The 17,051-nt window shown below is 72.8% G+C and carries 14 protein-coding genes; 3 read left to right on the top strand and 11 right to left on the bottom strand.

The annotated features are described in order from the left end of the window. Nucleotides 1–7: 7 nt before the first annotated feature. Genes ACZ6SQ_RS07720 through ACZ6SQ_RS07710 form a run of 3 tightly spaced genes read right to left on the bottom strand, consistent with a single transcriptional unit; the run spans nt 8 to nt 1,997 of the window. Complete coding sequence (locus ACZ6SQ_RS07720) at nt 8–184, bottom strand: hypothetical protein (protein ID WP_469557715.1); 177 nt, start codon at nt 182–184, stop codon at nt 8–10. Further along, nucleotides 181–1,410: an MFS transporter gene (locus ACZ6SQ_RS07715; protein WP_469557713.1), complete on the bottom strand. Its 1,230-nt coding sequence runs from the start codon at nt 1,408–1,410 to the stop codon at nt 181–183. The genes ACZ6SQ_RS07720 and ACZ6SQ_RS07715 overlap by 4 nt, the downstream gene beginning before the upstream one ends. After that, nucleotides 1,407–1,997, bottom strand: coding sequence for a helix-turn-helix domain-containing protein (locus ACZ6SQ_RS07710; protein ID WP_469557711.1), 591 nt, complete (start codon nt 1,995–1,997; stop codon nt 1,407–1,409). Before ACZ6SQ_RS07710 ends, ACZ6SQ_RS07715 begins: the two co-directional genes overlap by 4 nt. Between ACZ6SQ_RS07710 and ACZ6SQ_RS07705 the strand changes: the two genes are divergently transcribed. Then, complete coding sequence (locus tag ACZ6SQ_RS07705) at nt 1,996–2,511, top strand: GNAT family N-acetyltransferase (protein WP_469557709.1); 516 nt, start codon at nt 1,996–1,998, stop codon at nt 2,509–2,511. The genes ACZ6SQ_RS07710 and ACZ6SQ_RS07705 overlap by 2 nt on opposite strands. 68 nt (nt 2,512–2,579) lie before the next feature. Here ACZ6SQ_RS07705 and ACZ6SQ_RS07700 read toward each other — a convergent pair whose 3' ends face one another. The 4 genes from ACZ6SQ_RS07700 to ACZ6SQ_RS07685 form a co-directional block, all read right to left on the bottom strand. Beyond that, entirely contained in the window at nt 2,580–2,960 is a 381-nt protein-coding gene (locus ACZ6SQ_RS07700) for a hypothetical protein (protein WP_469557707.1), read from the bottom strand. A 121-nt stretch (nt 2,961–3,081) separates the two neighbouring features. Next, nucleotides 3,082–3,939: a helix-turn-helix domain-containing protein gene (locus ACZ6SQ_RS07695; RefSeq protein WP_469557705.1), complete on the bottom strand. Its 858-nt coding sequence runs from the start codon at nt 3,937–3,939 to the stop codon at nt 3,082–3,084. A gap of 289 nt (nt 3,940–4,228) precedes the next feature. Further along, complete coding sequence (locus tag ACZ6SQ_RS07690) at nt 4,229–5,779, bottom strand: pectate lyase family protein (RefSeq protein WP_469557703.1); 1,551 nt, start codon at nt 5,777–5,779, stop codon at nt 4,229–4,231. 209 nt (nt 5,780–5,988) lie between these two features. Beyond that, entirely contained in the window at nt 5,989–7,104 is a 1,116-nt protein-coding gene (locus ACZ6SQ_RS07685) for an NUDIX hydrolase (RefSeq protein ID WP_469557702.1), read from the bottom strand. 77 nt (nt 7,105–7,181) lie between these two features. Between ACZ6SQ_RS07685 and ACZ6SQ_RS07680 the strand changes: the two genes are divergently transcribed. Both ACZ6SQ_RS07680 and ACZ6SQ_RS07675 read left to right on the top strand, forming a co-directional pair. Beyond that, the gene (locus tag ACZ6SQ_RS07680; RefSeq protein ID WP_469557701.1) at nt 7,182–8,384 is read left to right on the top strand and encodes a MalY/PatB family protein; all 1,203 of its coding nucleotides are present in this window, start codon (nt 7,182–7,184) and stop codon (nt 8,382–8,384) included. Between the two features lie 481 nt (nt 8,385–8,865). Further along, the gene (locus tag ACZ6SQ_RS07675) at nt 8,866–11,871 is read left to right on the top strand and encodes a carbohydrate binding domain-containing protein (RefSeq protein ID WP_469557699.1); all 3,006 of its coding nucleotides are present in this window, start codon (nt 8,866–8,868) and stop codon (nt 11,869–11,871) included. Between the two features lie 54 nt (nt 11,872–11,925). Here the strand turns inward: ACZ6SQ_RS07675 and ACZ6SQ_RS07670 are convergent, their stop codons facing one another. The 4 genes from ACZ6SQ_RS07670 to ACZ6SQ_RS07655 form a co-directional block, all read right to left on the bottom strand. Next, on the bottom strand, nt 11,926–13,455 hold the full coding sequence (locus ACZ6SQ_RS07670) for a hypothetical protein (RefSeq protein ID WP_469557698.1): 1,530 nt from the start codon (nt 13,453–13,455) through the stop codon (nt 11,926–11,928). Then, nucleotides 13,455–14,630 carry an FAD-dependent monooxygenase gene (locus ACZ6SQ_RS07665; RefSeq protein WP_469557696.1) on the bottom strand — a complete coding sequence of 392 codons (1,176 nt, stop codon included), beginning with the start codon at nt 14,628–14,630 and terminating at the stop codon, nt 13,455–13,457. The genes ACZ6SQ_RS07670 and ACZ6SQ_RS07665 overlap by 1 nt, the downstream gene beginning before the upstream one ends. A gap of 224 nt (nt 14,631–14,854) precedes the next feature. After that, nucleotides 14,855–16,135: an MFS transporter gene (locus ACZ6SQ_RS07660; protein ID WP_469557694.1), complete on the bottom strand. Its 1,281-nt coding sequence runs from the start codon at nt 16,133–16,135 to the stop codon at nt 14,855–14,857. Nucleotides 16,136–16,295: 160 nt separating this feature from the next. Beyond that, the gene (locus tag ACZ6SQ_RS07655; protein ID WP_469557692.1) at nt 16,296–16,973 is read right to left on the bottom strand and encodes an ArsR/SmtB family transcription factor; all 678 of its coding nucleotides are present in this window, start codon (nt 16,971–16,973) and stop codon (nt 16,296–16,298) included. Nucleotides 16,974–17,051: the final 78 nt, after the last annotated feature.

Below are 17,051 nucleotides of genomic sequence, written 5' to 3'. Positions count from 1 at the left end.
TGCCACCTCAGCCTGACACCGGGCCGAGGCGCCCGCACGGCAACATGGGCCGGAAGGCACGGCTGAGGTCCGGCAGGCTCGCCAGGACGTCGTCCGGGTCGCCGTCGGCGAGAGCGGTCAGACGGGCGAGGAGTTCCGCGGGCAGGGACGGGTTGGTGGCGAGGCCCTCCAGGAGGTCGTTCACGAGCCCATGTTGTCCTGCCGGTGAGCGAAGGGGCGTCGAATTTCCGGGCGTTGGCCGTCGGCAGGCGTGTCGGGTGCGCGGGTTCGGGCCACCGCCGTGGCCGTCAGGAGTGCGGTGAGGGCGACGAGGGCGGTGCCGTGCCAGCCGAGCAGGTTCAGCAGAGGCGCCGCGAGGGCGGTGCCGAGTGCGCCGATCGTGAAGTACAGGACGAGGTAGACGCTGCTCAGGCTGCCGGAGCGCGCGGGGTCGAGGGCGATGACCCGGCTCTGGTTGGCGGCCTGGGCGGCGAAGCAGCCCGCGTCGAACAGGGCGAGCCCGGCTGCGGTGACCAGGGGCCTGTCCAGGCCGGTGGCCAGGACGGCCGTGCCGGCGGCCGCCGCGAGCAGGGACCCGGTGATCACCGTGCGCGGGCCGTACCGGTCGGTGAGGCGTCCGGTGAGCGGCAGTGCGGCGAAGCCGAGGAGCCCGGCGAGGCTGTACAGGCCGATGGAGGTGGGGCCGAGGGAGTGCGGCGGCTGCGCGAGGGCGAGCGCGAGGGCGACCCAGACCAGGTTGAACGCGACGTACCAGAGACCGCCCGCGGCCACCGCGCGCCGCAGTTCGCGATGGCGGCGCAGCAGCGGCGGGAGTGCGGCGAGGGTGGCGCCGTAGCCGGTGCGCGAGCCGGGGCGTTCCCCGGGCAGGAGCAGGGCCGCCGCGAGCGCGCAGGCCAGCGCGAGGGCGGCGAACACCCGCAGCATCGGCCGCCAGCCGAGGAGGTCGGCGAGCGTCCCGCCGACCAGGCGGCTGAGCAGGATCCCGGCGGACAGCCCGGCGGCGACCACGGCGACGCCCCGGCCCCGGCGTCCGGCCGGCGCGTGGCGGCCCGCGATGCTGCCGGCCTGGGCGGCGACACTGGCGGCCGCGCCGATCAGCAGATAGGCGGCCAGCAGGACGGCCGGTCCGGAGGCCGCCGACGCGAGTCCCAGGGCCGCGGCCAGGGCGACGAGCTGGGCGGCGACCAAGCGACGCGGGGCCAGGTGGTCGGCGAGGGGGAGCAGCAGCGCGAAGCCGGTCATGCAGCCCGCCAGCGCGGCGGTGGGGACCAGGCCGATCACCGCCAGCGGGACGCCGAGGTCCGCGGCGACCGTGGTGAGCGCGGGCTGGAGGGCGTAGTTGTTCGCTATCGCCGTGGCGGCGACGAACGCGAGCAGGAGGGTGCCGCCGCCGACCAGGGGGCGCGTCACGGCCGCTCGCCCCGGGCGAGGACGACGACGTAACGGCACTCGGCGTCGGAGGTGTTCGCGAAGACGCGCGGCGCGGGCTCGCCGAGCTCGATGGTGTCGCCCGCGTCGAGCTCATGGACGGTGTCGCCGTCGTGGAAGGTCAGCCGGCCGTCGAGCACCCACACCACCTGACGTACGAAGGCGAAGGCCGCGGCCGGGTACGGCACGGTGGCGCCGGCGGGGAGCCGGATCTCGGCGATCTCCGCCGGGAAGCGGGGGCCGCTGATCTGGCGGCGCAGATAGCCGGTGCCGGGGTCGCGCCACTCGCCCGCGTCGCCCACGCGCCGCACGCCCACCGGGTCCGCCACCTCCTGCGGACGCCCCTCGGCCAGCGCCAGCAGCGAGGCCACACTGAGCTGGAAGGCGGCCGACAGCTTGCCCAGGACGACCGCCGTGGGGCTGCTCTCGCCGCGCTCGATCCTGCTGATCATGGCCTGGGAGACCCCCGAGGCGTCGGCGAGCCGGGCCAGCGTCCAGCCGCGGCGCTCCCGCTCGGCACGGATGCGGGCGGCGATCTGCCCCACCAGGGGATCTACTATGTTGGACATGATTCCAATATACGAGAGAAGGTGCGCGGTGGAGGTACGTCCGGCGCACCCCGGTGACGGGGAGGCCATCCGCGCGATCCGCAACCACGCGGTCGAGCACTCCACGGCCCTGTGGACGCAGGCCCCGCAGTCACCCGCCGAGGCGGAGGTCTGGCTGGCGGCGCACCTGGAGCGCGGCTCGGCGCTCGTCGCGGAGTCGGAGGGCGAGGTGGTCGGCTTCGCGGTGTACGGCCCGTGGCGCGCGCTGGACGGATACCGGCACACCGTCGAGGACTCGGTCTACGTCCGTGAGGGCCGGCACGGCCTCGGTGTCGGCTCGGCGCTGCTGGCCGCTCTCGTCGACTCGGCGCGCGCGGCCGGCCACCATGTGGTGATCGCCGGGATCGAGGCCGAGAACACCGCCTCGATCCGCCTCCACGAGCGCTTCGGCTTCCGGCACGTCGGCACCGTCCCGGAGGTCGGCACCAAGTTCGGCCGCTGGCTCGACCTGACGCTGATGCGACTGCCGCTGTGACCTGAACTTCGGTTCCCGGAAGGGGACATGCCCCACCCCGTTCGTGGGGCGGGACATGACCGGGCGGGTCAGAGCGGGTTCTCCAGTACCTGCGCCACCGTCACCTCGCTCGACGCCTGGTGCTTCGGCCACGGCGTCGCCACGTCCCCGACGGCGGACCCGCCCGCCCGGACCGTACGCCTGACCCACTTCGAGTCGGAGAAGTCGGGGCCGTCGAAGGTGAACCTGATCCTGTACTCGACCGGGGCCGGGCCGGGATTGCGGATCGTGTACTCGGCGGCGAACACCAGCTCTCCCTTGCGGAGTTCGGTGCCGTACCCGTTCACCTCGACCTCCTTCCCGGGGGCCGGGGCGGGGGCCGGGGCGGGGGCCGGCGGGTCACCGGCGCAGCCGGACAGCGCGGCGAGGAGCAGCAGGACGACGGTCGGTGCGGCGACAGGACGCGACATACCTGAGGAGTCTACGGACGGGCCGTCGGGCGCAGGCGCCGGGCGGGGGAGCCGTCGCGGGTGCGCGAGACGTCAGGAGGCTGGTGCGGACCGATGCTCAGCCCGTGCGGGGGTCCCGAGGTCAGCCGGTGAGCGCGTCCGCGGTCAGCGCGGCCAGGGTGGCCAGCCGGTCGTGGGACGGGGTGCCGGGCTCCGCGGTCCACACGACCAGCCGCTGCGTCGGGTCGTGGGCGCAGGTGAGCGCGTCCCAGTCGAGGGTGAGGTCGCCGACGACGGCGTGCCTGAGCCGTTTGGAGCCCCCGTTGTCGGAGGCCACCTTGTGCTCGCCCCACCAGCGGTCGAAGTCCTCGTCCGTGCCGCGGAGCTCGGCGACCAGATCCGCCAGCCGCTGGTCCTCGGGACGGCGTCCCGCCTCCCTGCGCAGTACGGCCACGCACACGGCACCGATGTTCTCGAAGTCCTGGTGCAGGGCGCGCATGGCCGGGTCGCGGAACATCAGCCACGCGTAGTTCCGCCGCTCCGAGGGGAGCAGGGAGAAGTCGGCGAGCAGCGCGGCGCCGAGGGGGTTCCAGGCCAGGATGTCCATGCGCCGGCCCATCACCAGCGCCGGGAGGGTCGTCAGCCCGTCGAGAATCCGCCGCAACTGGGGCTGCGCGGTCTGCGACGCCCGGCCGCCGCCTCCGGGGGGCGCTTCCTGGCCGGCCAGCTCGTGGAGGCGGGCGCGTTCCTCGTCGGTGAGCCGCAGGGCGGCGGCGAGCACGTCCAGTACGGGCGCGGAGGCGTGACGGCGCCCCTGTTCGATGCGGGCGTAGTACTCGGGGCTGATCGACGCCAGCTGCGCCACCTCCTCCCGCCTGAGCCCCTCGGCCGGTCGGTTGCCATCGGTGTCCGGCAGTCCGACGGCGGCGGGGGTGAGTGCGGCCCGGTGGGCCTTGAGGAAGTCGCCGAGCGGGGTGGGCGGTGCGGTGCTGGGAGTCATGGCGGCACGCTCACAGGAGAAATGAGGTGGCACTCTCACAGGACAAACGGACTAAAACAGCATAGCCCCGGCTCGCTGTCGTGAAGGACAGCAAGCCGGAGCGTGCTTGGGCGGACGGTCCGAGGGAGGTGACGCCGCCGGCCGCGCGGATGCCGTTCCCCGGTGTCGACGGGCCTGATCGGGTCCCGGCCGGCGGCGTCACCCGCACCGGACCACCGGTGCGGGCGATGCCACTGACCGGGCGGCCGCGCGGGGCGTGGGGTCGGCGGCCGTCCGGTCGTCCCTGGTGCTACCCGGCGTAGGTCTCGTACTCGGCGACCTGCGGGGTGCCGGTGGCGCCGGTGATCTCGAAGGTGATCTTGCTGAGAGTGGTGGTCGGGACGCTGATGACGCCCGCGCCCGATCCGGTCTTCAGCACGGCGCCCGTGTCGGCGTTGACGACCTTCCAGGAGCCGATGCGCCCCGTGGCGCCGGACGCCTCGCGGATGTTGATCCGGGAGACCGTGGTGGGCGAGCCCCACTTGATCGAGACGGCGCCGGTGGTGCCGGCCGGCGACCAGTACGTGGCGAGGTTGCCGTCACGCACGTTGCCGTAGCTCGTCCCGTCGGCCTTGCTGGAGCCGTCCGAGCCCGCGCCGATGCTGAGGTTGGTCCCCGACGGCTGGGTCGGGGTCGGCGTCGGCGTGGGGTCGGTGGGCGTGGGCGTCGGAGTCGGCGTCGGTGTGGGGGACTGGGGCGTGCAGGAGCCGTCGGAGACCAGCAGTCCCTTTCCGGCCCCCGCCGTCCTGCTCACGACGGACGGGACGCAGTCGGCGGCGTCCAGGCTGTACGCGTACGGGACGGAGACCGTGGTGTTGGACTGCGGCGAGGGGCCCGCCGGATGGCTGCCGGAGCCGGGGCTCGACCAGGTCACGTTGTCGTAGATGTTGCCGCTGACCTGCCAGTAGCCGAGCGCGTCCGTGTAGAACGTGCCCAGGACGTCCTTGGAGTCCTCGAAGTAGTTGTTGTCCACCTTGGCGCGGGCCCCGGCACGGGAGTTGATGCCGGACTCGTTCAGGCTCACGTAGTGGTTGTTGTAGATGTGGGAGACGCCGCCGCGCAGCAGGGGTGTGCGGGAGTCGATGTTCTGGTACAGGTTGTGGTGGTACGTGATGAACCCGTTGCTCAGGTCGCTCTCGCTGGACCCGACGAGGCCGCCGCGCCCGGAGTTGCGCAGGACGCTGTAGGACAGGGTCACGTACTGGGTGTTGTCCTTCATGTCGAACAGACCGTCGTAGCCCTCCGATTCACCGCCCGAGGCCTCCAGGGTCGTGTGGTCGACCCATACGTTGCGGACGCCGCTCTCCATGCCGATGGCGTCGCCGCCGTTGGACGTGGGGGAGCCGGACTTCTTGACGTTCCGCACGGTCACGTTCTGGATGATGATGTTGCTGGACTCACGTATGTGGATGCCCAGTTGGTCGAAGACCGCGCCGGAGCCGACCCCGACGATCGTGACGTTGCTGATCTGCTTGAGCTCGATCACGCCGTCGGCGGTGTTGCAGCTGGAGCCGGAGACCTTGCTGGTGTTGGCGTGGTTGATGGTTCCCTCGACCTGGATGACGATCGGGGTGCTGCTGTCGGCGCGGCCGCACAGGGCCGCGTGGATCGCCGTTCCGGTGGTGGCCCGGACCGTCTGGCCGCCCGCGCCGCCGGTGGTGCCGCCGTTCTGGGTCGCGTAGCCGGTGGCACCGGCGGTGGCCGCCGACGCCTCGTGCGTCGTCAGGACCGCGCCGGTCGCGGCGGCCAGAGCCAGTGTGGCCAGCGCCGCATGGAGTCGCACTGCGACTGGTCGTCTCATTCTCGCCTGCCCATTCGTCGTCATGCAGGGGGAAGTCCACGTGGATAGAAAGCGCTTGCTCTGGAAGGTAGGGGGTTTGTTTCAGACACGTCAATAGACGCGTACTTGATTCCTGTTCATTGATATGAACCAGCGAGGCTCGGTCGGACGTCACGCCGCCTCGTCCGAACCGGAGCCCCTCATCGGTGAGTCGGCGAGAGGCCCTGGCGTCAGCGCGTGCGGCGTACGGCCCTGGCCTCCGCGCGTTCCACCGCGCCCCGTCCGTGGGTGTGGACCAGGGCCAGATGGAACAGGGCGGGGGTGACCGGGGCCCAGCGGTGCAGTCGGTCCGGTCGGAGCAGGAGGTCGACGACGTCCGCAGGGCGGAAGGGTACGTACTCCATGCCCTGGTGCTCCCAGCGGTCGGCCACGCCGTGCGAGACGCGGGAGCGCAGGGCGTCGCCGGTGAGTTCCTTCAGGTGGGCGGCGAAGTGGGCGCTCCACTGGCGGCGGCCCACGTCCAGGACGAAGGCCAGCAGGGTGAGGCCGTACTCGTGCGGTTCCAGGGATAGTTCCTCGCGCATACCGCGCCGGGCCACCTCGTGCAGATCGGGTGCGCCCCGCCCGGCCGAGTCGATGTGCCGGGACAGGCCCTCGTTCACGGAGGACCCCCACAGGCCGGGGCCGGAGCGCACGCTGTCCGACCGGCGGCTCACCACGAGCAGATGGTCGGCGGTCACCACGGCCACGTTCACACCGAAGCTGCACTGGAGGAAGACGGGAGCCTCCAGCGGCCGGTCGGGGTCGAGGTAGCGCTCGCGCGGGGTGGTTCCGTCCGGGAGCCGGCGGTCGAGCTGCTGGGCCGCGAGGAAGGTGAAGTAGTCGGTGGGGCGCAGCCGCAGCGTGACGTCCGCGTCCTCCTCCAGTGCCGTACGCGAGATCTCCAGGCCCTCCACGGCGTAGCGCGGGCCGTTCCAGGCGCGCACCCGGGTTCCGGACGAGTGCGCCGCGGACTCCTCGGCCTCGATCTCCGCCCGCCAGGGCGCCATGTCCGCCGGGAGGGCGACCTCACCCTCCAGCACCTGCACCCGGACCGTCTCCGGCGCGATGCCGTGCACGCCGTCACCCTCGACCACCAGGGCGGGCGTCTGCAACGGCCCGATCGCGAAGGTCGACCACGAGGCCGCCCCCGGGTCGCCCTGCCGGTACGTCAGACTGCGCACCCGGGTGGCGGACCGCCGTCTGAACCTGAACCAGGCGTCCTGGAGGGGCTGTTGGAGCAGCGTCGTGCACAGGATGCCCAGCAGCGCGCCGACGGTGCCGTTGACAAGATCGATTCCACTCACGGAGGGGCAGCGTATCGGCCTCGACAGGCCGGATGAACAGGAGTGCGGTGAACCGGTGTTCGCCTACGTTGAGTTCCATGGACACTCCTCGAGACACCCCGGCCGCCGCGAACCCGCTGCGCGTGCTGTCCCTGGACCGGTTGCGGCGCCGTACGAGCGTGAAGTGGCGGACGTACCCCGACGACGTACTCCCGCTGTGGGTGGCGGAGATGGACGTGCCACTCGCCGAGCCCGCCGCACGGGCGATCACCGACGCGGTCGCGCTGGGGGACACCGGATACCCGGTCGGCGGCGAGGAGTACGCGGCGGCGCTGGGGGAGTTCGCCAGGAAGCGGTGGGAGTGGGACGGACTCGCCGTGGAGCGGACGGCGATCGTGCCGGACGTGATGCTGGGTGTCGTCGAGATGCTGAGGCTCGTCTCGGGACCGGAGGACCCCGTCGTCGTCAACTGCCCTGTCTATCCGCCCTTCTACCAGTTCGTCAGGAGCATGGGTCGGCCGGTCGTCGAGGCGCCGCTGGGCGCCGACGGGCGGATCGACCCGCAGGCGCTGGACGACGCCTTCGCGCGGGCCGCCGGGAGCCGGGCACGCTCCGGGGGAGGGGGAGTGCGGCCCGTGTACCTCCTGTGCAGTCCCCACAATCCGACCGGTGTGCTGCACACGCGTGCGGAGCTGACGGAGGTCGCCCGGCTCGCGCGGGTGCACGGTGTGCGGGTCGTCGCCGACGAGATCCACGCGCCGCTCGTGGCGCGCGGCGCGACCTTCGTGCCGTACCTGAGCGTGCCCGGGGCCGAGAACGGGCTGTCGCTGATGTCGGCGTCCAAGGCGTGGAACCTGGCCGGACTGAAGGCCGCCGTCGCCGTCGCCGGCCCCGAGGCGGCGGAGGATCTCGCCCGGCTCCCCGAGGAGGTCTCGCACGGGCCCAGCCATCTCGGCGTCCTGGCCCACACCGCCGCCCTGCGCGACGGCGGGGACTGGCTCGACGGGCTGTTGGCGGGTCTCGACGAGAACCGGGCGCTGCTGGGCGAGTTGCTCGCCGAGTATCTGCCCGGTGTGCGCTACACGCCGGGCCAGGCCACGTATCTCGCCTGGCTCGACTGCCGCGGGCTCGGGGTGGGCGGCGATCCGGCCGCCGTGTTCCTCGAGCGCGGCCGGGTCGCCCTGAACTCGGGCATCCCGTTCGGCACGGGCGGGGCGGGCTTCGTCCGGCTGAACCTCGCGACCTCGCCGGAGGTGCTCACCGAGGCCGTCCGGCGGATGGGGTCCTCCGTGCGTGTGTAAGGGGCGTTGCCTGAGCGGTGCCCCTGAGGATCGCCTCGGTCGCTGATCGGCCGGGTTCCGGCGTGACCCGGCCGGGGTGCCGGTTGATCGTCTCCGTTCGTACCTGACCTGGCCCGGGTCCCGGTTGATCGTCTCCGTTCGTACCTGACCCGGCCCGGGTCCCGGCGGATCGCCTCCGCGCGCACCTCACCCGGCGGCCCTCGAGCCGCGTTCGCTGATCGCGTTTCAGTCGCCCCCGCGTCGCACTCCGAGTCGCGCCGGAGCGTTTCCGTGTGCCCCCAACTCCCGCTCTCACCACCACGGTTGGCCGAGTGCGCCCGCGTTCCCGCAGCGAGGCGCCCCCGCCGTCGTCGATTCTGCGACAACTCTTTACCGGCTCAATTTCTTGCACTACTTTTCGGCAAGATTCAGCAAGCCTTTTCAGCTCACGGCGTCCCCGGGCGGACGCCGGAGTTTCCCCTGCCTGCCTTCAGGAGCCGCCGTGTCCATCCACCGCCCCCCGCTCCCGCCCCGAAGAAAGCGCTCACCCCTGCCCGCTGCCCTGGTCGCCGCGCTACTGGGACTGTTCGCCGCCGTGCTCCCCGCACTGCCCGTCGCCCCGGCGGCCGCCGCCACGACCGCGGCCGACACCGCGACCGTGTACTACTACACGCCGACCCGGAACTGGTCGGCCTACAACCTGCACTGGGCCCCGGACGGCGGCAGCTGGACGACCGTCCCCGGCACCCGGATGACCGCCGCCTGCGCCGACTGGGTCTCGCTGACCGTCGACCTCGGCACGGCCACCACCTGGCAGGCGACCTTCAACAACGGGTCGGGCACCTGGGACAACAACAACGGCGCCAACTACCGCCTCGGCACCGGCACGGTGACCGTGAAGGACGGTGTCGTCGCCCACAGCGACCCGTGCGGTTCGACCGAGCCCCCGCAGGGCAATGCGGCGACCGTCTGGTACTCGACCACGAACGTCGCCTGGCCCACCGTCAACCTGCACTGGGCGCCCACCGGCGGCAGTTGGACCACCGTCCCCGGGGTCGGCATGGAAGCCGCCTGCACCGGCTGGGTGAAGAAGACCGTGGACCTTGGCACCGCCACCACCTGGCAGGCGACCTTCAACAACGGCAACGGCGTCTGGGACAACAACAACGGCGCCAACTACCAGCTCGCACAGGGCAATACACGAGTCAAGGACCGTGTGATCACCGCGAGCGCGACCGACCCCTGTGTCACCACGGACCCCGACACCACCGCGCCGACGGCACCCACGGGCGTGAGCGCGAGCGTCACCGGCACCTCCGCCGTGGTCACCTGGAACGCCGCCGGCGACAACATCGGCGTCACCGGCTACCAGGTCACCCGCACCGGAGGCACACGCGGCACCTCGGTGACCGACACCAGCTCCACCGTCGAGTCGCAGAGCGGCCTGGAGGCGAGCACCCGGTACTGCTGGACCGTGAAGGCCCGCGACGCGGCCGGCAACCTGTCCGACCCGAGCGGCTCCGGGTGCGCCACCACCGGAGACACCCCGCCGCCCGCCCCCTCCGGAAGCCCGCTCGGCGGCGACCCCCGCAAGGACCCCATCTACTTCGTGATGACGGCCCGCTTCAACGACGGTGACAGCTCCAACAACCGCGGCGGCAGCCAGCACACCAAGTCCGGCAACGCCGCCAACAACGACCCCATGTTCCGCGGCGACTTCAAGGGCCTGGTCCAGAAGCTCGACTACATCAAGGGCCTCGGCTTCTCCGCGATCTGGATCACCCCGGTCGTGCTCAACCGCTCCGACTACGACTACCACGGCTACCACGGCTACGACTTCTACAAGGTCGACCCGCGCCTGGAGTCCGCCGGCGCCTCCTACCAGGACCTGATCGACGCGGCCCACGCCAAGGGCATGAAGATCTACCAGGACGTGGTCTACAACCACTCCTCCCGCTGGGGCGCCAAGGGCCTGTTCACGCCCACCGTCTACGGGGTGCGCGACTCCCAGTGGAGCTGGTACTACGACGCGCCCAACTCCGGCTTCGAGTACGACGGTCTGACCGTCGACCCCGTCTCGGGCAAGTCGTACTACAACGGCGATCTGTGGTCCACGGCCGAGCCCAGCGGCAACACCTGCCTCAACTGGGGCAAGCCGACCGGCGGCAGGAGTGCCGAGGGCTACACCCTCTACAACTGCCAGTGGCCGAGCCCCACCTCCAAGATGTTCCCGTCGAAGTACTACCACCAGTGCTGGCTCGGCAACTGGGAGGGCGAGGACTCCCGTTCCTGCTGGCTGCACGAGGACCTGGCCGACTTCAACACCGAGAACGCCGAGGTGCAGAACTACCTGATCGGCGCCTACGACAAGTACATCGACATGGGCGTGGACGGCTTCCGCGTCGACACCGCCGTACACGTGCCCCGCGTCACCTGGAACCGCCGGTTCCTGCCCGCGATCTTCGACCGGGTGACCCGCTCCCACGGCGCCGACAAGGCGAAGGACTTCTTCGTCTTCGGCGAGGTCGCGGCCTTCGTCAACGACAAGTGGAACCACGGCTCGGTGAACCACTCCGCGCAGTTCTTCACCTGGAAGGAGAGCCGGGAGTACACCTCCGACGACGTGCAGGCGGCGCTCGACCAGTACAACTACGAGCAGAACCTCGGCCCGGCCGGGCAGCCCACGTCGTCCAACGCCTTCCTGAACGGCAACAGCTACCACACCCCGGACCACAGCCGGTTCAGCGGCATGAACATCATCGACATGCGGATGCACAACAACTTCGGCTACGCGTCCAACGCCTTCAACAACGGCAGGGACTCCGACGACGCCACCAACGACGCCACCTACAACGTCGTCTACGTCGACAGCCACGACTACGGCCCCAACAAGTCGAACACGCGCTACAGCGGCGGCACCGACGCCTGGGCCGAGAACATGTCCCTGATGTGGACCTTCCGCGGCATCCCCACCCTGTACTACGGCTCGGAGACCGAGTTCCAGGCCGGCAAGCAGATCGACTGCGGCCCCAGCTGCCCGCTGGCGGGCACGGGCCGTGCCTACTACGGCGACAAGATCGCCGGCGAGGTCACCGCGAGCGACTTCTCCAAGGTCACCAGCGCCGGTGGAGCCGTGGCCACCACGCTCCAGCAGCCCCTGGTCAGGCATGTGCAGCGGCTCAACCAGATCCGCCGCGCGATCCCCGCGCTCCAGATGGGCCAGTACTCCACCGAGGGCGTGAGCGGTGACATGGCCTTCAAGCGCCGGTACACCGCGAACGGTGTCGACAGCTACGCCCTGGTCTCCGTCGGCAACGGCGCCACCTTCTCCGGTGTCCTCAACGGCACCTACAAGGAGGCTGTGACCGGCCAGACCGTCACCGTCACCAACGGCACCCTGAGCGCCCCCGCCTCCGGCAAGGGCAACCTGCGTGTCTACGTGCTCGACCTCGGCGGCGCCAATGCGGCGCCCGGCAAGATCGGCACGGACGGGCCGTACCTGAAGTAGTGTCCGGCGGCCGGGCGGCAGGGCGTGATGCGCTCTGCCGCCCGGTTCCGCACGTCAGCCGTCCGACGGCCGCGCGCACAGGTACGGCCGCGCGAGCAGCAGCCCCGTGGCCGTCAGCACGATGCCGAGGTGGACCGGCGCGAGATGGACGAAGTCGGTGTAGCCGATGGCCCCGTGCACCACCACGGCGGGGAGGAAACCCGCGGCCGCGGCCACGGCCAGGCTCCAGAACACCCAGGCCTCGCCCCGCCGCCAGCCCCACAGGGACACCAGCGTGATCGCCACCGCGGCGGACATCAGGGCGCCCCCGAAGCCCGCCCGGTCATGGGCGACGAACGGCACGAGGCGGTCGTTGACGGCCTCCAGGGCCTGCCCGCTGGTGCCCAGGAAGGTCAGGTCGGTCGGCACGAACACGCCGGTCAGACCGACGACCGAGATCACCGCCCCGCCGACGAACAGCCCCGCGCCGGTGACGATCAGCAGCAACTGGCCGACCAGCGCCCGCCGCCGCTCCCGCTCCGGCCCCTCGGGCACGGCACGCCAGCGCGGGGTGCGCGGGGCTCGGCGGACCCCGGCCACGAACATCGGGAACAGCACCAGGGCCGTCGCCGTGTGCAGCGGCTCCACGAACCCGGTGGCCAGGAAGTAGAACAGGGTCGGGAAGCCGATCGCCCCCGACACCAGATACGCCTCCCGGGCCCAGGACCGGCCCTGCCGGACGCCGCCCGCCGCGAGGCCGGTGTAGAGGGCGCCGATCGCCACCATCGTGCCGGCCATGGTGATCCGGTCGTGCTGGACGAAGTGCACCAGATGGTGGTTGGCGGCGTGCAGTTCGTGCACGCTCATGCCGAGGTAGTCGCGGTCGTACCAGAGCAGTACGGGGCCCAGGGTGATCGCCGCGGCGCCCAGTCCGGCGACCGTCATGCCCAGTCCGACCAGCAGGCCCCAGATCCAGGCGGGCCAGCGGCGCGGGTCGGGTCCGGCGTCCTTGAGGCCCGGCGCGGGCTCGGTGGGTGTGGCCGCCTCGGTGACCCGGGCGAACCAGCCGGGCCCGGCCGAGACCAGTACCGAGGGCCGCGCCAGCACGACCGCCTCCGGGTCGTCGAGCGCGGCGGCCGCGGAGCTCACCGACGGGTCGGACACCCGGAGCAGACGCGGGTCGTCGTCGCCGGTGAAGCCGTCGACGTGCGGTGCGAGCGCGGCCCGGGCCTGCGGGTCCGCCGTGCGGACGACCAGCGGTATCGCCCGGCCGGCGGCGGCCCGCCGCACGGTCCCGACGTCGGCCGCCGAGACCGGCCCGACCTCCACGACACCGGCCCCGAGCGGCGGCACGGCACGGACGGTCTCGTGGGCGAGCGCGGGCGGCACGCGGACACCGAGGCGGACCGCCACGGGCACGCCGGCGACCTCACCGGCGAGCCGCCCGGGCGGATGACGGTGGCCGAACCCCCGCGCGATCAGCCGCGCGCCGCCCGGGCGGGAGCCGATCGAGGCCAGCAGCCGCAGGGCCGTGCGCTGCGAACGCCGCTCGCCGAGCAGGGCGGCGGCCGCGCCGCGCAGGGGGTGATACGTCCAGTCCGGCATCAGTGTCTCTCGTTCTCGGTCACCGGTCCGCCGGGCGCCTGCCAGCCCAGGACCGGGGTCATGGAGCGCAGCGTCGCCCGCACCGGGGTGAGCCGGGCGGCCGTGTCGCGCAGCAGTGCCGCGGGTGGCCACGCCAACTGGCCGACCGTGCCCAGCCGGGCCGAGCGCCGTGCCACGGACTGGGCCCTCGGGCGACGTGCCAGATCGTAGGCGCGCAGCGCGGTGGCGGTGTCCGGGTGCGTGTCCAGGCAGTGGGCGAGGGTGACCGCGTCCTCCAGCGCCTGGCACGCGCCCTGGCCCAGGTTGGGCGTCATCGCGTGGGCCGCGTCGCCCAGCAGCGCGATCCGGCCGCCCACGAAGGTGTCCAGCGGCGGAAGTTCGTACAGGTCGTGACGGAGCACCACGTCCGCGGGGACGGCGGCGAGCAGCGCGGGGATCGGGTCCGGCCATGCCCCGAACCGGCGCAGCACCTCGGCGTACTCGGAGGAGCCGGTGGGTGTGCCCTCCGGCAGGGTCGCGGTGCCGAAGCAGTACATGCGCCCGCCCGGCAGCGCCGTGTAGCCGAAGCGCTCGCCGCGGCCCCAGGTGGCGGCGCCCTCGACGGGCGGTCCGGGGAGGGGTTCGGTGACCATGCGCCAGGCGGTGTAACCGGCGTACCGGGGGCCGGGCGCGTCCGGCAGGAGGGTCCGGCGGACCGCGCTGCGCAGCCCGTCGGCTCCCACGACCAGGTCGGAGCGGGACGTACCGCCCCGGTGCTCCACGACGACCCGGGGCCCGTCCTCGTGGACGGCCGACACCTCGCCGCCCGGCCGCAGACACTCGGCGGGCAGCGCCTCGGCGAGCGCGCGGAGCAGGTCCGCGCGGTGCAGGACGGCCAGGGGGTGACCGAAGCGCCGTGCCAGCTCGGTGTTGTCCGTACGGGACAGCCAGCGGCCCCGTAGGTCGCGTACGCCGCCCGCGGTCTCCACCGCGCCGAGCGCTCGGACCCGTTCGGCCAGCCCGAGCGCGGCCAGCGCGCGGAAGGCGTTCGGCCAGAGGGAGATGCCCGCGCCGATCTCGGTGAACTCCGGCGCGCGTTCGAGGACTTCGACGCGCCAGCCCCTTCGGTGCAGGGCGACGGCCGCGGCGAGGCCGCCGATCCCGCCGCCGACGACGGTCGCGGCGCGCTGCGGCATGGTTCCTCGCTCTGCTTCGGGGCGCCCGGCCCGGATGCCCGGTGGTCGGTGAGCCGCCCGCCCGGAGCGCGCTCGCGCGCGCGTCCGGTCGAGCGGCGTCCCATGGCAACACGCTGAAACACGCGTGTCAAAGCGCGGTGAGGGGTACCGCGCTCCGGCGACCGGCCGGGTGAGCGGGCCGGTGGTGTTCTCGTGCCACGGGGCGCGCTGCGCCCTGCCGGGCGTCAGCGCCGGTACGCCGTCGCCGCGACGGCCGGCAGCAGGGCGAGGGCGAGCACGCCGCCGGTGAGGGCGAGGACGGGGTAGCTGCCGACGGCGACCAGGAAGCCGGAGGCCATGCCGCCGGTGGCCCCGGCGACGGCGATGGACACGTCGACCATGCCCTGCGTACGGGCGCGGTTGGCCAGCGGCACCGCGTCGGTGATGATCGCGGTGCCGGACACCAGCCCCAGGTTCCAGCCGAGTCCGAGCAGGGCCAGGGCCAGAGTGAGCAGCGCCAGCGAGTCGGCCGGTGCCATGGCGGCGAGGACACCGGCGGCCAGCAGGGTGAGGCCGGACGCGGCGGCGATCCGCAGCCGGCCGTACCGGTCGACGAGCCAGCCGGTGAGCGGCGAGGGCAGGTACATGGCGCCGATGTGGATCGCGATCACCAGCCCGGAGGCGGCCGTGCCATGGCCGTGCTCGGCCATGTGGATCGGCGTCATCGTCATGATCGCGACCATCACCAGCTGGGTCAGCACCATGACGAGCCCGCCGAGCACCACGCCGCCCCGGCCGTCGCGCTCCGACACGGTGGAGGCCTTCGCGGTGGCTCCCGCGCCGCCGGCGGGTTCGGCGGCGGCCACGGCGCGGGCCGTCAGCAGCGGGTCCGGCCGCAGCCAGACCGCCAGCACCAGCGCGGCCAGGGCGTAGGCGGCGCCGGACAGCAGGAAGGGCCCGGCCAGCCGGGGGATGCCCAGGGGTTCGGCGAAGTCGCCCATGGGGGCTGCCAGGTTGGGGCCCGCGACACCGCCGAGGGTGGTGGCGACCAGGACCCGGGACAGGGCACGGGCGCGGTGGTCGGGGCGGGCGAGGTCGGCCCCGGCGTACCGGGCCTGGAGGTTGGTGGCGGTGCCGGCGCCGTACACGAACAGGGCGACGAACAGCAGCACCGGGCTGTCCAGCACGGCGGCCGCGATCACCAGGCCGCTGCCGACGGCCCCGGCGAGATACCCGGCGGCGAGGCCGGGGCGGCGGCCGTGCGACTGCGAGACCCGGCCGATCGTGACGGCGGTCAGCGCGGAGCCGGCGGTGAACAGGGCGCTGGGCAGTCCGGCCAGGCTCGTCGTGCCGAGCATGTCCTGGGCGAGCAGGGCCCCCACGGTGACACCGGCCGCGAGACCGGCACCGCTGAGGACCTGGGAGGCGACGAGCACCCGCAGGATGCGGCGCTGCGCCTGGTCGGCGTCGGGGACGTCGGATATGAGGCCGCCTCGGGTGCCGGCGGCCGGTACGGGTCTGGTCATGCGCCCTTCCGGGTGGCTGGGTGCGCGGGCCCGACGGGTGCGGGTGGCGCCGGTACGGTGCTGCCGGGACGGTGCGCGCGCTCCCGCGTGGAGCGTGACGGCCTCCCGGGACGGTGCGCGCGCTCCCGCGGGAAGCGGGACGGCCTCCGGGGCGCTGGGCTCACGCCGAGTCCCCTTCGTCTACGGGCAGTTCGGCCAGGCGCCACTCCAGCATCCCGTCGTTCAGACGGATCGCGCGGCGGCCGTGGCCGGTCAGCAGGCGTACCGCGTCATGGGCCAGTACGCAGTACTCGCCGCGGCAGTAGACGACGATCTCCGTCCCCTCGGGCAACTCGCCGATCCGGTCGGCCAGTTCCCCGACCGGGATGGAGCGGGCGCCGGGGATGTGCCCGGCCCGGTACTCCTCGGCCGGCCGTACGTCCAGCAGCACCACGTCCCCCGCCGCCACCCGGGCGCGCAGCTCCTCGCGGCCGACCTCCGGCGCCTCGTCCTCGCCGAGGTAGGCGTCCCGGGCCGCGGGCACGGCGGACTGGTGGGCCTCTGCGACCTTGCGCAGCAGCGCGAACAGCTGGGCCACGTCCTCACCGGCGAGCCGGTAGTGGATGCGTACGCCCGCGCGGCGGGTGGCGACGAAGCCGGCCTGCTTGAGGGTCTGGAGATGCGCGGAGGCGGTGGTCAGGTTCAGCCCCGCCGCCTTGGCCAGGGCGTCGACCGTGCGCTCGCCCTGGGCCAGCAGATCGAGCAGTTCCAGGCGCTTTCCGCTGGCCAGGGCCTTGCCGCTGGCCGCGAACGCGTCATAGAGCCGTGCCTTCGAGTCGGTCGGGGTGTCCTTCGCCATGCCATCCTCCATAAATCCATGGAATAGTGTAGATGAGACGGCGTGACGAGGCGGGCTGGTGGCTCACCTCTCCGGCCC

The sequence above is a fragment of the Streptomyces sp. NPDC048600 genome, from assembly GCF_055587025.1.
Note: the sequence above shows the minus strand (reverse complement) of the source record. Positions and strands in the feature narration are given on the sequence as shown.

Coding starts and splice junctions, on each gene's coding strand:
- ACZ6SQ_RS07710 (WP_469557711.1), bottom strand. CDS start 1,997: ATGTCCAACATAGTAGATCCCCTGGTGGGGCAGATCGCCGCCCGCATC.
- ACZ6SQ_RS07670 (WP_469557698.1), bottom strand. CDS start 13,455: ATGCCGGACTGGACGTATCACCCCCTGCGCGGCGCGGCCGCCGCCCTG.
- ACZ6SQ_RS07660 (WP_469557694.1), bottom strand. CDS start 16,135: ATGACCAGACCCGTACCGGCCGCCGGCACCCGAGGCGGCCTCATATCC.
- ACZ6SQ_RS07680 (WP_469557701.1), top strand. CDS start 7,182: ATGGACACTCCTCGAGACACCCCGGCCGCCGCGAACCCGCTGCGCGTG.
- ACZ6SQ_RS07700 (WP_469557707.1), bottom strand. CDS start 2,960: ATGTCGCGTCCTGTCGCCGCACCGACCGTCGTCCTGCTGCTCCTCGCC.
- ACZ6SQ_RS07690 (WP_469557703.1), bottom strand. CDS start 5,779: ATGAGACGACCAGTCGCAGTGCGACTCCATGCGGCGCTGGCCACACTG.
- ACZ6SQ_RS07665 (WP_469557696.1), bottom strand. CDS start 14,630: ATGCCGCAGCGCGCCGCGACCGTCGTCGGCGGCGGGATCGGCGGCCTC.
- ACZ6SQ_RS07655 (WP_469557692.1), bottom strand. CDS start 16,973: ATGGCGAAGGACACCCCGACCGACTCGAAGGCACGGCTCTATGACGCG.
- ACZ6SQ_RS07695 (WP_469557705.1), bottom strand. CDS start 3,939: ATGACTCCCAGCACCGCACCGCCCACCCCGCTCGGCGACTTCCTCAAG.
- ACZ6SQ_RS07705 (WP_469557709.1), top strand. CDS start 1,996: ATGATTCCAATATACGAGAGAAGGTGCGCGGTGGAGGTACGTCCGGCG.